At 39.1% G+C, this 16,684-nt stretch carries 7 protein-coding genes; all 7 read left to right on the forward strand.

Going from position 1 to position 16,684, the window contains the following annotated elements:
* Positions 1-591: a 3-keto-disaccharide hydrolase gene (locus tag B5X53_RS17835; protein WP_079714575.1), complete on the forward strand. Its 591-nt coding sequence runs from the start codon at positions 1-3 to the stop codon at positions 589-591.
* Between the two features lie 130 nt (positions 592-721).
* On the forward strand, positions 722-3,760 hold the full coding sequence (locus B5X53_RS17840; RefSeq protein ID WP_079714576.1) for a SusC/RagA family TonB-linked outer membrane protein: 3,039 nt from the start codon (positions 722-724) through the stop codon (positions 3,758-3,760).
* Between the two features lie 6 nt (positions 3,761-3,766).
* Positions 3,767-5,416 (forward strand): RagB/SusD family nutrient uptake outer membrane protein, encoded by a 1,650-nt coding sequence (locus B5X53_RS17845; protein ID WP_079714577.1) that lies wholly within the window; start codon positions 3,767-3,769, stop codon positions 5,414-5,416.
* A gap of 11 nt (positions 5,417-5,427) precedes the next feature.
* The gene (locus tag B5X53_RS17850) at positions 5,428-6,276 is read left to right on the forward strand and encodes an endonuclease/exonuclease/phosphatase family protein (RefSeq protein ID WP_157822105.1); all 849 of its coding nucleotides are present in this window, start codon (positions 5,428-5,430) and stop codon (positions 6,274-6,276) included.
* A gap of 202 nt (positions 6,277-6,478) precedes the next feature.
* Positions 6,479-7,723, forward strand: a complete 1,245-nt coding sequence (locus B5X53_RS17855) for a sugar MFS transporter (RefSeq protein ID WP_079714579.1) — start codon at positions 6,479-6,481, stop codon at positions 7,721-7,723.
* Positions 7,724-8,228: 505 nt separating this feature from the next.
* Complete coding sequence (locus B5X53_RS17860; RefSeq protein WP_079714580.1) at positions 8,229-9,389, forward strand: helix-turn-helix transcriptional regulator; 1,161 nt, start codon at positions 8,229-8,231, stop codon at positions 9,387-9,389.
* 212 nt (positions 9,390-9,601) lie between these two features.
* Positions 9,602-16,684: GLUG motif-containing protein (locus B5X53_RS17865; RefSeq protein WP_200811844.1), on the forward strand; the 7,083-nt coding region annotated here is incomplete at its 3' end.

Raw genomic sequence — 16,684 nt, forward strand, 5'->3', positions numbered from 1 at the left:
ATGTATAGGAGTTCTCTAGCCGTCGTATTCTTCCTTTTTGTTTCAATGGTCAATGCCCAGGAAAGTTTATTTAATGGCCACGATCTTACCGGATGGGAAATTTATGGAACTGAAAAGTGGTATGTAGATAACGCTGTATTAGTAGCAGAAAGTGGTCCGGACGAAGCTTATGGCTACCTGGCAACAAAGAAAAATTATAAAAACTTCGAATTAGAACTGGAGTTCTTGCAAGAGGCCAATGGCAATAGTGGGGTTTTTTTTAGGTCTTCCCTGGAAGGTACAAAAATTTCCGGTTGGCAGGTTGAAGTTGCTCCCCCGGATTTACATACCGGTGGGGTTTATGAATCTTACGGTAGAGGCTGGCTCGTAAAACCTAAACCACGGAAGGAAAAAATCCTCAAGTTTGGGAAATGGAACCAGTTAAAAATTAGGGTGAAAGACGGAGAGGTTACCACCTGGTTAAATGGCCGGAAAATGATCAATTTTTTAGATGAAAAAATAGAACAGGCTAACGGAAAAATTGCCTTACAAATCCACGATGGAGGCGGTATAAAGGTTCTGTGGCGAAATATTAACCTAAGACACCTTTAGTTAACTGATTTGAAATGATTTTTTCATAATTATTTAAAATCAACTTTTAAGGATGAGATTCAATTAAACCGAGATTTGAAGCCTTCTAAAAATTAACCAATATGAATAACCAAAAACTAAAAATTAAATTATGACAAAAAACATTAAGAAGGTACTTATAGTACTTTGTACCCTTTTTAGCTGGGTGGGCTTTGCTCAGGAGAGAGAAGTATCCGGAAGGGTATTAGATGAAGATGCTTTACCTATCCCAGGAGTTACAGTCTCAGAAGATGGTACTTCTAATGGTACAGTAACCGACATGGAAGGTGAGTTTGAATTTAGTGTGACAGATGATGAAAATACTACTTTGATTTTCTCTTTTTTGGGTTTTCAAACTCAGGAGATTATACTAAATGGCCAAACTGAATTTGAAATAGTTTTAGAAGAAAGTTCTGAAGGTCTTAACGAAGTAGTAGTGGTAGGATACGGTACTCAAAAGAAGGCTAATTTAACCGGAGCGGTAAGTCAGGTTGATTCCGAAACTCTGGAAGATCGTCCTATTACTAATGTAAGTTCCGGTCTACAGGGTTCAATGGCAGGGGTTACTGTTACAGGAGCTTCCGGAGCTCCTGGTAATAATTCCGGCGACATCAGGATTCGTGGAATTGGCACATGGGGGAATGCTTCTCCTTTAATAGTTATAGACGGTGTACCGGGTGGAAATTTAGATATATTGAACCCAAGTGATATAGAAAGTATATCTGTATTAAAAGATGCCGCTTCTTCCTCTATTTATGGTGTTAGAGGAGCGAACGGAGTTATTGTGGTGACTACAAAATCTGGAAAAGGGGGAGAACCTACCCTTTCTTACAATACCTATTATGGTATGCAACGTCCCACAGCTATTCCTGAGAAACTTGGTTCCCCGGAATATATGGAGTTGTTAAATGAGTCACAAATCAATGTGGGTAGAAACCCGACTTACTCTGAAGAAGAGATCCAAATTGCGCGAGATGGTTCAGATCCCAATTATTACGCGAATACAAATTGGGTAAATGAAGTGTATAAAGACTACGCTCCTCAGGAAAGTCATAACCTGAGTGTGAATGGAGGTGAAGAGAATCTCAATTACTATCTATCTTATGGTTTACTTAAAGAAGGTGGTTTGGTAGTAGGTGATAAGTTTGAAGCCAAACGACATAATATGAGAGCTAAGGTAAGTACTACTTTATTAGATAGGATTGAATTAAATACCAACCTCGGTTATATTGACAGAAATTATACCGGGTCTTCTCAGGGATTCGCTCCACTTTACCAGGCCCTTACTGTCAGGCCATTGGTCCCGGTTAGGAATACAAATGGAGGTTGGGGATATATAGGAGGTTCAAGTAATCCTGTAGCTACAGCCTACGAAGCGGGAACTAATGATTTTACTTCTGAGGAATTTACTGCTAATGTTGATGCAGCAATTAGAATTTTCGAAGGTTTTAAAATTCGCGGACGTTATGGATTGGTGAAATACAACTCAAGAAGAAATGTATTTGATAGAACGGTTAATTATTATGATGCAGATACTGGTAATCTTGTTTGGCAGATTAATAATCCGAGTCAGATCACAACCAGTAGCTATAAAGGTACCTACCAGACCTTTGTCGGTACGGCTGAATTCGATAGAACCTTTGCTGAAGATCATAGTGTTCAGGCCTTATTAGGGGTTTCCCAGGAGGAAACCATAAACGATGATTTATCGGCTTCAAGAACTGATGTAGCGTCTACTTCTGTGGGCCATATTAACCTTGGGACTGATAATCAAAGAAATAGTGGGAGTAATGCACAAAATGCCTTACAATCTGTATTTGGAAGATTAAATTATGCATTCAAAGACAAGTATTTAGCCGAAGCAAATTTTAGATATGATGGATCTTCTCGTTTTGCTAAAGATGTACGTTGGAATTTGTTTTCTTCCGCTTCACTTGGGTGGGTTTTTACCGAAGAAGAATTTATAGAAAATGATATTTTGGATTTTGGAAAAATTCGTGCTTCGTACGGTACTCAGGGAAATGATAGGATTGCCGACTGGGCATTTATGGATGTGCTCGGGCCGGTAAATACAATGCCAATAGGCAATGCTGTAACCATTGGTTATAGACAAACGGCTGTTGGGAATGAACTCTTAACCTGGGAATCCGCTGAAAAATTAAATGTTGGTTTGGATCTTAGCTTTTTAGATAATCGATTGAATATTACAGCAGATTATTTTGAGAATAATACCAACAATATATTATTGAGATTACCTATTCCAGATGTTTTTGGAGGCCCTGCTTACCCATATCAAAATGCCGGTTCTGTAGAAAATACAGGTTGGGAACTGGAGCTGGGATGGAGAGATCAAATAAAAGAATTTAATTATGATTTGAATTTCAACATCTCCGATGTTCGTAACGAGGTTACTGACCTTGGTGGGACTGAACCTACTATTGACGACCGAATTCGAAGGGTAGGGGATCCCCTAGATGCATTTTACGGTTTAGTAGCTGATAGGATCGCACAGGAATCTGATTTCACTTATGATGCCGGTTCGGATACTTATACTCCAAACTTCCCTTATATTCAGGGGGACCCGGTACAACCAGGAGATTTAATTTACAAAGATTTAAATGGAGATGGGGAAGTAGACCTGGTTAACGATAGGAAAGTTATTGGAAGTCATATTCCACGATATACCTACGGTTTCCGTGGAGATTTTGACTACAAAAATTTTGATTTAAGTGTTTTTATTCAAGGTGTAGGAAAAGTGAACGGGCTTCTGACAGGAACGGCGCGTCATGCATTAATTTCTGAAAGTGCTATTCCACAAGCTGTTCATTTGGATCGATGGACTCCTGAAAACACAAATGCCTCCTATCCCCGATTGACCTATCAACAATCTTATAATCAAAGATTATCTACTTATTGGTTAGAAGATGCATCTTATATAAGATTGAAAAATGTTCAGGTTGGATATACACTACCGGAGAATTTTACAAGCAGATTTAGAGTAGATCGTTTAAGAGCGTATGTGTCGGGCGAAAATTTACTGACGTTTACTGATTATTTTGATGGATACGATCCTGAATCTCCCGTAAGTAGTGGAAGTTTTTATCCACAGATAAGGACATTTACTGTCGGTCTAAACATTAACTTAAAGTAAAAAAAGATGAAGAAAATAGTTGTATTTAGTGTGATACTGAGCATGTTTTGCTTAGTAGGGTGTGAAAAAGATTTTCTGGATCGAGCACCAAATGATGAACTAACTGATGAAACCTTTTGGGAGAACGAAGAACACCTTAGGTTGGCTGCGAATGCATTATATGCCAATGTGAAAGCTAAGAATACTGTTGATCAGGAAAATATGGGGGACAATACCTTGTGGCCTTCCACAACCCAGTATCAACGTATAGGAAGTGGAAATTACAATTCAGATTTAAATACCCTGAATACAGAATGGACCACACAATATCGCGGGATTCGCCAGGCTAATTCATTTTTGGCTAACTATCAAAAAGCAGAAGTTGATGATCCTTTGGTTGCTGAGAGATATGCTGCCGAAGTACGAGTGATAAGAGCATTAATGTACCTTTATATAACAGAATTCTGGGGCGATATGCCTTTAGTAACAGAGCCACTCAATATTGATGAGCTTATGATACCTCGAGATCCTAAAGAGGAAGTAGTGGATTTTGTACTCAATGATTTAGAAGATGCTGCTCAGTACCTACCTGAAGAGATACCTTCAGGAGAAAATCTGGGTAGAATGAATAAAGGTGCAGCCCTTGCATTAAAAGCCAGGATGGCATTGTATAATGAAAGATACGATGTTGCTGAAGATGCTGCTAAAAGAGTGATGGATATGGGGGTTTATGAATTGTATTCTACCGGAAATCCAGAAAGTGATTACTATGATTTGTTTACTTATGAAGGAAAACTTGCCAATGGTAATAACAAAGAAACTATTATTGCCAGGCTATCTTTAGAGGATGAAGCTATGCATAATCTTAGCCGGGAAATACACGTTCCCGATCAGGTTATTCGATGGAACCCAACTAAATCCCTGGTAGATTCTTATTTAATGGCTGATGGATTACCAATTGATAAATCGCCTTTATACAGTGTTGAAACTTATGAAGACGTTTTTGAAAATAGAGATCCAAGAATGACACAAACTATTTTAGAACCAGGTTCTGAATGGGGTGGTCGTTATGATGGCCGGGAAAATAATGAAAATCCAGAAATTTTTGAAGTTCCAAAATTTCAATCTGATGGGCGAGGTGCTGTAACACTGACCGGATATTATTTTACGAAATATGCAGAACCTACTGCAGTACCTACTTATAATCGTGATTTTAATGATATTCATTTACTGCGTTATGCGGAGGTTTTATTAACGTATGCTGAAGCCAGATTTGAACAGGGAGTTTTATCTCAGGAAGACCTGGATATATCCATCAACCTCTTAAGAGAAAGAGTGGGAATGCAACCTATGGTTTTGGCTGATTTGGAATCAAATGGAATGGATATAAGAGAGGAAATCAGAAGGGAAAGAAGAGTTGAATTAGCCCTGGAAGGTCAAAGATACTTTGATGTTAAACGCTGGAGACAGGGAGAATTATTAGCTGCGGATGTCAAAGGAACCAATGTGGAGTGGTTGCCAAATCCTGAAATGGCTGATAATTTAAGGACAGATGAGAATGGATTTATTATAGCCTTAACTGACCAGGTTTTTGATCCTGAAAGACACTATCTCTGGCCAGTACCCCTTCCCCAATTGGAAAGGAACCCCGATTTAGTACAAAACCCAGGATGGTAAATCTTATTCAAATGATTGGAGTTAAATACATAATAGGAGCCGTTTTAATGGCGGCTTCTTTTATCTCTTGTGAGGAAAGTGGTAATAAAACTACCACGGCTGATGAAAATAAAGCGGAAAATGAAATGATAGTAGACCGCACCCTAAGGGTGATGTCTTATAATATACATCACGCAAACCCTCCCGCTGAAGAAGATAAGATTGATATCGCCGCTATCGTTAAGGTAATTAAAGCAGAAGATCCTGATTTAGTTGCTCTTCAGGAAGTAGATTTTAGTACTGAGAGGTCGGGAGAGGGGAATCAGGCAGAATTGATTGCTAAAGCCCTGGATATGGAATATTATTTTGCCAAAGCTATTGATTATGATAATGGTGAATATGGGAACGCAATTTTATCAAAATTCCCTATAAAAGAGGGTGAAATTTTAGACCTACCTAACCACCCGGAGGATAATACTGAAAATAGAGTGGTAGCTTTAGGCTTGATTGAGATCAACGAAGATCAAAATATTCTGTTCGGCAGTACCCACCTAGATTATAAAAAGGATTCAAAGAGCAGAATATTACAGGTGAAGAAGTTAATTGAGAGTGCAAATGAACGAAACGAGGCCTTAATCCTAGGAGGTGATTTTAACGATGATCCGGACTCAGAAACCATTCAGTTGTTGGACTCTGAACTGGAAAGGACCTGTAAAACCTGTCCCCCGACTATTCCGGTAAAGAATCCTCAACGAGCCATTGATTTTATTTATTACAAACATCCTCAAACTAAATTTCAAGTAAAATCTCATAAGGTTATTCCCGAAGAATACGCTTCAGACCATCGCCCGGTTTTTGCGGAAATTGATATTGTTAAGTAGATTTTTTATTCATTAAGTGTGTTAGTTAGTGTGAAGGCCGTCTTCGATCAATCGGGGGCGGTTTTCTATTGAGAACTTACAGTCGTATTCAGAATATATTTTCGGTTGAAAACTATAATGAATCCCAGTATTAAATGGAAATGGGAAAAAGTGATTTCATACCTGCCATAAAAGATTCTTTTATTAAGATAATATTCAAGAAATGACAAAAGAAACCAATAAGTCAATTATAATAATCGGAGTTTTATTCTTTATTTTCGGGTTTGTTACCTGGTTGAATTCCGTCCTTATACCTTATCTGAAAATAGCCAATGAACTCAATAATTTCCAGTCTTATCTGGTAGCTTTTGCTTCCTATATCTCCTATTTAGTCATGGCAATACCTTCCGCCTGGGTTTTAAAGAAAATTGGATTTAAAAAGGGTATGTCATTAGGTCTAGTGGTAATGGCAATTGGAGCTCTGGTTTTTGTCCCTGCCGCATTGGTGAGGAATTATACTTTCTTCCTTTTCGGCCTGTTTGTACAGGGTACTGGTCTCGCCCTATTACAGTCTGCGGCCAACCCATATATTACCATTCTTGGGCCCATTGAAAGTGCAGCAAAAAGAATAAGTATTATGGGTATTTGTAATAAAATTGCTGGTGCTTTAGCTCCTATCGTCTTCGGAGCTATATTGTTAAAGAATATGGATAAGCTTGAGACAAAGCTGATCAATCTTAATCCTGTGGAAAAAGCTGCTGAACTCGATGCCCTTTCCGCCAGGGTTATTACGCCATATATAATCATGGCAGTGATTCTAAGTGGTCTCGCTGTTTTGATATATTATTCTACGCTTCCCGAAATTGAAACAGATGGCGAAGACGAAGAAGTGGCTGTTGCAAATAAGAACAAAACGAGCGTTATGCAGTTTCCTAACTTATTATTGGGGACCCTGGCCATGTTTTTATACGTGGGTGTAGAGGTTATCGCAGGAGATACCGTTATAAGTTATGCCAGGGATGGTCAGGATATCGCAACCGGTACAGCAAAGTTTTTTACTTCATATACTCTTGTCGCCATGATTATAGGATATTTAATTGGAACTGTGACTATCCCGCGATTTATAAGCCAGGAAAAGGCGCTTCAAATTTCTGGGATTCTTGGAATTATCCTGGGTCTTGCTGCAATATTTGGAGATGGCTATTTTTCAGTTTTATGTATTTCCTTACTGGGCCTTGCAAATGCATTAGTATTTCCTGCTATATGGCCACTCGCTTTAAAAGGTCTAGGCCGATTTACGAAAATGGGTTCTTCCTTTTTAATTATGGCCCTGGCAGGTGGAGCAATTCTACCGTTAGTGTATGGCTACCTGGCCGATCAATTTGATCCTCAACAAGCTTATTGGATTATTATTCCCTGCTATTTATATATCTTGTTTTTCGGTACAAAAGGGTATAAAATGAAATAAAAGACCAGTTAAACCTTTAGAAAAAACGATCTTTAGTTTACCACATAATAATCTTTCTCCTAATACATTAGAGTAATACTCCTTAAAAATGATCATCAAAGATTCAAGAAGTCCTACCTGTGAAATTTTAAGGAGGGCGAGTGAAGTTAGCGGGAATTCACACATATTAAGATGAACGGTAGCGCAACCTTTTGAACAATTAAACAATGGGGGAAAACACCCTTTTCTGGTTCTGACAATCGCTTTATTATTGTACCATTAAATGTTAAAAACACAGGAACTAATTATAATAACCCCATAGATTCTGGCTCTAAAAATTTCTATTTAAATATGATTACAGTTATTGTTTCTTTATTTTTAAAAATTCTATCTTTGTTGTTAATATTTTCATAAAAAACAGGTTAGTAATTTTAAAAACTATTTTGTTGCTTTTATCATAATCCATGGAATGTTATTTTATTGAACATTATTCTTCAGCAGACAAATGGTAATTTTTTAAATAATAATGATTATAATTTTACTTATTGCCGCCATCTTCGGCTTTGTCTTATCAACTACATTATTTTTTAAAAAATCTACTAATACCCTTGCCACTCGTATTTTAGGTAGTTTTTATTTTATATTATCGGTTTATGCATTGCAGGCTTTTATTATAGATGGTGGATATTTAGAACATTTTACCTGGTTTTTTCTTTGGCCATTGCTACCATATCATCTCATTTTTATACCAATATATTATTATTTTAAAGTTATCCTGACCGATCAGTTCAAATGGGATAAAGCTGAATTGATTTTACTCATTCCATTCCTTTTAGGTTTAATAGATGTAGGCTATGTTTATCTGCAACCCGAACATTTTTATAATAGTATTTTATCGGAAGCTATTTCTACACCCGAAAAAAGACTTAATGTACAATACTGGCTCTTAAGCCTTGATCAGCACCTCTTAATGCGACATTTCTGGCAGTTTGGTGTTTTAATAGTTCTACTCCCTGAGATTAAGTTTTTTATCAAAAACGGAGGGGATGACGAACTAAAGAAAATCCTTAATAAATGGTTGATTATTTTTTGGGGTATTCTAATGGTTATGGCTGTTTTGGCTATTATTTATGCCCTGGAAAAAATGAAGCTCCTAAATATTTTTGACTCCTTAATTATTATCGGGGAAAATGGAGGAATTATAACCTTCTTCTTATATATAGCTCTTTTTCTTATTGGCATCATCCCTATTTATTTTCCCAGTATTTTATACGGATATCCACAGAAGCTAACAAAATCCTCTAATTTCATCTCAATTGAACAACCTGAAGATCTGAAATTTGGTTTAGAGAAGGAAGAAGTGCTAGCCAAACTTAAACGCTTGAAAGAAAATGACTGTCATTTAGACAAAAAATTCAATCTTACTGAATGTGCCAGAAAACTGGAAATGCCTTCCCATCATATTTCTTATTTCCTTAAGCAATATTACGGGTTGAGTTTTGCCACCTATAAAAATACTTTGCGAACAAAACATGCGAAGAGATTAATTGAAGAAGGCTACCTGCAAAACAATACCATTGATGCCCTTGCTGAGAAATGCGGATATGCCAATAGAACTTCCTTTAGTAAGAGCTTTAAAAGCCTGGTAGAAATTAGCCCAAGTGAATATGCTGCTGAATTTAAATAAGAGGTGCCAAATTCGCAAAGCACTCTAATTTAAACTGTTAGGCATGTGTCCAAATCGTATTTTAACACCATTGAAGCTGCATTTCATCCCGTTTTTTATTTATTTTAACGTTTTTTTGCATTGTAATAACATTTTATTTGACCGTTTTTTCTCTCTACAATCAAATGACTTACCAATTTTTTTACTGGAGTGTTTAACACATTTAATTTTATATGAAGCACAATTACTTTTTTAGATTTTCGTTCCTTTTGATTTTCTTTTTGGGATTGCAATCATCCCTGAATGCGCAGGCAACGATCAGCTTTGATGATCAGGGATTTGCTGGTTGTTCTGTTATCAGTGATAATCACAACTTCTCTGCGAATGGAAAAACCTTTAATATTTTCGCGGCCAATTTTGATGGTTCTCCTTCAGCTAGTGGTAGTTTGTGGTATGAAACAGGAATGCCAGAGAACTGTTGGTCTAGTTGGTCGACGGAATTTGAAAATGGTGGATATATAGTTGCTGGATATGCAGAAGATCAGTCTAGCCAAGAATGGTATGCTCCTGAAGCCTTGGTAATTAAAACCATTGATGGTTCAGAATTCAAATTTAGCAGTTTTAAAGCGCATGATACTAAGTTTGATTCATGGGGAAACTATCTGAAAATATCCGGATATAAGGATGGCGTTTTACAAGGATCCGAAAGTGTAGTTATTGTTTCAGATGTTGAACCTTATCACTCAACGGTAACATTAACTGACCCAATATTTGATAGTGTAGATGAAGTTCGCATTACCATGGACAAAGACAATAATCCAGAGTTTGGTGACCCTGGGACCCCAGATAGTAACGCGGAAGGATTGTTTCACTCCTTTGATACTTTTGTTGTTGATAATGCTGTTCAATCAACATTTGACGGTGGTGATGGAACCGAATTAGCCCCATACCAGGTAGAAACCGCTGAACAACTCGATGCGGTTAGGGATTATCTGGAGGCTCATTTTATTCAGACGGCCGATATCGATCTGGGGGTTTCACCCTGGAGTGATGGAGAAGGGTGGGTACCGATAGGTACGGCATCAGGTGGTGGGAACTTTAAAGGAACCTATGATGGAAACGGCTACACGATTTCAAATCTTTCTATAGGCAGAGAGGAAAGTATGGAGCAAGGCTTATTTGGAGTTACAAGTAGTGCCACCCTTAAAAATATTGCCATAGAAAACGCTACGGTTAGCGCGAAATCATATGTTGGGTTATTAGTAGGAAACGGGAGCCAGACTACCATCAGCAACAGCTATGCTACTGGATCAGTAACAGGAACTGACGGGAATATAGGTGGCTTGGTTGGGGCATTTACCATGATGGGAAACGAAATTACCAACAGCAATGCGAGTGCTACGGTGAATGGGCGCAGTGATGTCGGTGGCCTTGTGGGGTCTATGAATGATATGAGTGAGATTACCTCCAGCTATGCAAGTGGTACAGTAACAGGTACTGATTATAGTATTGGTGGTTTGGTGGGCTCTATACAGATGGGAGGTAACGTTACCAACAGCTACGCCTCTGCTTCGGTGCATGGGGGACAAATGGTCGGTGGACTTGTGGGATTTTTTGACATGGGCAATATTACCAACAGCTATACAACCGGTGAAGTAACAGGTATAGGATCTGATGTTGGCGGTTTGGTAGGTATGAGTATGGGAAATGTTACTTCCAGTTTTTGGGATACGGAAACAACCGGTCAAAACAGCTCAAGTGGAGGAACCGGTAAATCTACTACAGAAATGAAAGAGGCCTCCACATTCACAGATGCCGGCTGGGATTTTGATGCCGTTTGGCATATTGGCGAACCGCAAGGTAGTAACAATACCTATCCGTACTTACAAAACAATACCCAGGATCCGGCTCCGGGGTATTCAGGGCTTCAGAGCCCTGAAGTTGTAACAAATACAACTTTTGAAAATATTACATCGGAATCTGCAATAGTTAGCGGAAACGTAACAAACGATGGCGGAGACTCTGTTACCGAACGCGGTTTTGTTTATGGCACCAGCTCCAATCCCACTATAGCAGACAATAAAGTACAGGTAGGAATCGGAACCGGTGAATTTTCGGAAGCCATTACCGGCCTTTCCTCAGAAACCACATATTATGTACGTGCTTATGCCATCAACGGTGAAGGTACGAGTTATGGGAGTGAGGAGAGTTTTACGACGAGTGCGCCGGCATTCGACCCGGTTCAATCACTGTACTGGCCAAACGAAGGTAACGACAAAATAGAAGGTGTTTCTCTGACCGGCTCAAGCCGTCAAGATATTGTAACCATTGCAAGCTCGGGGTCAATTATTGCTATAGACATTGATCAAGTTAATGAAAAAGCCTATTGGTTTGATCAAACTGATTCAAAAATTTACAGATCCAATCTTGACGGAACTAGTATTGAAGAGTTTGTTTCAAATCCAGGTTATGCTACCACTATTTTTGTGGATCATGTGAATGAATATCTGTATTGGCCCAATTATGAGGGTTCAAAGATCGAGAGGATCAAGCTTGACGGTACTGGTCGAGAAGATGTCATCAGTGCAACGGATCCAATAGGTATCAGCGTAGATGTGAGTGGTTCGAAAGTTTACTGGTATGATCAGACTAACGGGAGCATATACAGAGGTAATCTGGAGGGCTCAGGCAGTGAAGAATTCATATCCAATCCCGGCTATGCTACTACCGTCTATATTGATCAAAAAAATAATCATTTGTACTGGCCAAACAACGAAAGTTCGAAAATTGAACGGATCAAACTGGATGGAACCGGACGAGAAGATGTTATAAGTGCAACGGATCCAATAGGTATTAGCGTAGATGTGAGTGGTTCGAAAGTCTATTGGTATGATCAGACTAACGGGAGCATATACAGAGGTAACCTGGACGGATCTGGCAGCGAAGAATTCATTTCCAATCCGGGTTATGCAACTACTCTTAGTATTCCCTGGGAGATGCCAGCACATACTCTCCCATCAGTGGCCACTTCTTTGGTTAGTACTATAACAGCTACCGGAGCCACTCTCAGCAGTGAAGTTACCAGCGATGGCGGAGAATCAGTAACCGAGCGCGGGTTTGTGTATGCTACAAGTGCAAGCCCAACCACTGCAGATAATAAAGTAAAGGTAGGAACCGGAACCGGTGCATTTTCACAAGCCCTTACAGGTCTTACCGCAGAAACCACGTACTATGTTCGGGCCTATGCCATCAACAGTGAAGGGACGAGTTATGGGAGTGAGGAGATTTTTACGACTCCTGCCATTCCAGTGCCACCGACCTTTACCTCTGCGCCGAGTACAGTAGTAGAATATGGTGAGCTTTATTCATACAGCATAACAGCTACAAGTGTAGGTGAATTAGCTACAACCATATCAGCAACTACAATACCTGATTGGCTAACCTTAAGTGCAGAAACACAGTCTGAAGCTGCTGAAATTGGTGAGATACCAGGTACCGCTACTTTAAGTGGAACTGCATTAGATGATAATGGAAATATTTATGCGATCACTTATAGTGGAACAACTATTTACAAAATAGAGCCGGATGGCACTACGTCTGTTTGGGCTACCGGACTTATAAATGGAGATGTACACGCATTACATGTGGCGGGTGACTATCTCTATATCCCTAGATACGCTAATTCAGCTCAGGCAATCACGAGAATCCCATTAGAAAACCCGGGTGCTGGTGAAGAAGTATTCGCTTCTTTTGATAATGGAGCGATATCACTTACCGATTATGGGGACTGGATATATGCTGCGGTATTAGATAGAAATGAAATTAAGCGGATTCATAAATCTGATAAAACGGCTGAAACGTTTTTAACAACAGAGGATGGAATACTTGGAGAAGGTCCATTCGGTTTAGATGTTGATACTGAGGGGAACTTATTTATTGCTACGTTACATAATCACACTATTTTAAAGTACGATGGGACAGACATAACTACAGCTATTACAAATTTACCAAACGCTGTAACCTCAGTAGTAGTAAATGAAAGCGGGAATTTTTATGTCTCCATGTTGAATGGTGGAGTAAGAAAGTATAAGTCTGATTGGTCAGATTATTCGATTGTGTCACAAAATGAAACCGACAATGTCATCAGCCTATCTATAACGAGCACTGGGGAATTGGCGTATAGCTTGTTCCAAACAAATCATGTCTATCAGTTTAAAACGAGTCCCGGTATAGCAGGAATTCCTGCCAAATCTGATGTTGGTACTCATGAGGTGATTTTGAAAGCCACCAATGACGCAGGTTCAGTCCAGCAAACATTCTCGATTGAAGTGAAGGATAATGTTACTCCTGTAGTACATACCTATATACCCGCAAACAATACTACCGACGTGGAAATACAGCCAACTTTGTCCATCAGTTTTGATGAGGAAGTAGTATTGGGAAGTCAAGGGACCCTCACCATCAATAACGGTACGACAATTTTACGAACTTATGACCTTGAGGTGCCAGAAGATCGAAATGCACTAGCGATATCAGGGGATAATTTAACATTGTCTTTTGACCTGGATAGGAGTCTACCTGTAAATACGGCAATCACAGTGGGGATTTCAGCAGGATTTGTAGAAGACCAGGTTGGCAATGAGTTTGAAGGTTTCACACCGGGATTCAATACCTGGAGCTTTACCACCATGAAAAAACTGGATCAAAACATCAACTTCCCTGAAATTTCCGCGAAAACTTACGGAGGCGATGAATTTATCCTCGGAGATGAATTTAGCGATAAAGGCTTAAAGATCACCTATGAAGCTGCAGACTCAGGAATTATTGAGATAACCGGCAATAAAGCCACTATTTTAAAAGCGGGGAATACTACAATTACCGCCGCCCAGGAGGGAGACGAGGAAACACTTCCAGCCGAACCTATATCCAGGGATCTATCAGTTTCAAAAAAGGATGTTGTAGTTTCAGCTAATGAATTACCTCTGGAGTGCAAGGAGCCTGCTGAAAATTTTAGCTTTGAAATTGAAGGCTTGGTCTATGAAGATGAGCCTGCAGACCTTGACAATACCGATTTCGAATTTCTTACAACTTATGAAGTAGGAAATGGTACAGGTACTTATGACCTGAAGATAAGTGTGGGAAATGCACAGGACGACAATTACAATTTCACCGGATTTAATCCTTCTACGGTAAATGTAGTGGATACTACCCCGGCAGAAGTGATCACTCAGAATATCACCGTTTACCTGGATGAAAATGGAGCTGCTTCTATCATTCCAGAACAAATTGATAATGGTTCTAATGATGACTGTGGAATTGCAGACCTTAAACTTGATGATTTCACTTTTTCCTGTAGTGATCTGGGTGCAAATACAGTTAAGCTGATCGTAGAAGACGTGAATGGAAATTTTGCTGAAGCAACTGCTACCGTGACTGTAAAGGATAACCACGCCCCGGTAGTAAATGGACAAAATTTCACTTTGCAACTTAATGAAAATGGAATAGGGGTAGTAAATCCTGAAGATATTCTACCTGGAATATTTGATAATTGTACTACGAGTCCTATAGTAAGTTTAGGAGAAAACACCTTCACTTGTGAAGATATTGGAAAAACAGGGGGCTGGGAAGAACTTACCGCCACAGCAACCAGTACTTATTCCAGAAGTGATTTCTTCTCGGATATTTCAGGGATCTATATGGTTGGATATCATAGTGGTACCGCCACGGTAAATTTAATGAAGTGGGAAGACTCAGATTGGAAGATAATCTCGTCTTCTCCATTAAACTTTAGACCTAACTATTTGAGCTTGTCACGGCATCAAAATGGAAATTTCTTAGTTGGAGCGACAGATCCAAATAATAAATTTTTCCTGTATGCATATAATGCAAATTCAATTCAATGGTCAGGTTTAATTACCGAGAACAACAACAGCCAGTGGAATTTGTCATCAACCTACGACCCTGCAGATTTTGCGACCAATCCTGTGAATAACGAAATTTGGTTAACCTTTTTACCTTCTTCTGGCCCGGCCGGTACGTATAAACCTATCGTCTTAAAATACGATGGTACTGCCATTAGCCTGGTTGGGTACCCCGCAACTGGTATTACTAATGAATGGTCCGTATACAGTCAGATTACATTTACTTTAGATGGTACTGCGACCGTAATATTTGGAGCCAGAAATAATAAAATAGGACCGTTCCTTATTTCCTATGTAAATAATCAATGGATAGACCGCGGCCCGGTAGCCGGTATTCAGGACCTATCCTACTTCCTGGATATATTAACTTCAAACACCGGGGTGATATATATGGCATTTGAAGAGAATACTGCGGGGAAAACTTCGCTTTACAGAACTACGGACTTTATTAACTACGAAAAATTAAATGAGCAACCGGGTAGATCAAATTCTTTATCCCTTTCAAGTTTAAATTCGGGTCAGGTGTACTATCGATTTAACGAAAAAGCATACCTAATAGATAATTCCGCTGTAATCGAATTCGAGGATCCTATTATTGGTCGATTATACAATAGCAGCTTAGTTGAAAACCCTGATGGAGGTTATCTGCTTTTCGGAAACAAATCTTCAATAGGTAGTTCTCGGGCCTATAAATTTGCCAAAGGAAACAGCCTTAACTATAGTGTAACCGATGATTCGGGAAATACTACGACGGGTAGTGTAGAAATTACTGTGGAGGATAATATCGCCCCAGAGGTAGTTACAAATGATATTACTGTAGAACTGGACGAAAATGGCACTGCCACTATCAATGCTGAAATGATTGATGATAATTCTTTAGATGCTTGTGGTATTGAGAGTCGGTCGCTGGATATAACAGAATTCGATTGTTCTAATGTAGGAAAGAACACAATTAAATTTACAGTTACTGATGTTAACGGGAACCAATCTACTGCCGAGGCTACAGTAACCGTTGTTGACAATATAACTCCAACTGCAATAGGACAGGATGTTACCATCTATCTAGATGAAAACGGGCAGGCCTCTACTACTGCAGAAGCTATCAACAATAATTCAACAGATAATTGTGAGATTGAAAGCTTGAGTTTGAGCAAAACCCAGTTTGACTGCTCCAATGTGGGTGAGAACACAGTAATACTTACGGTTGTTGATACTAATGAAAATGAATCTACTGCTGAGGCTACTGTAACAGTTTTTGACAATATAGCACCAACTGCAATAGCACAAAACATCACTGTTCAACTGGATGCCGAAGGAAATGCAACTATCACTCCGGCAATGATCGACAATGGCTCATCTGATGCTTGTGGAATTTCAGAAATGTCTCTTGATAAT

This window comes from Salegentibacter salinarum (assembly GCF_900168115.1).
GTDB classification, from domain to species: domain Bacteria; phylum Bacteroidota; class Bacteroidia; order Flavobacteriales; family Flavobacteriaceae; genus Salegentibacter; species Salegentibacter salinarum.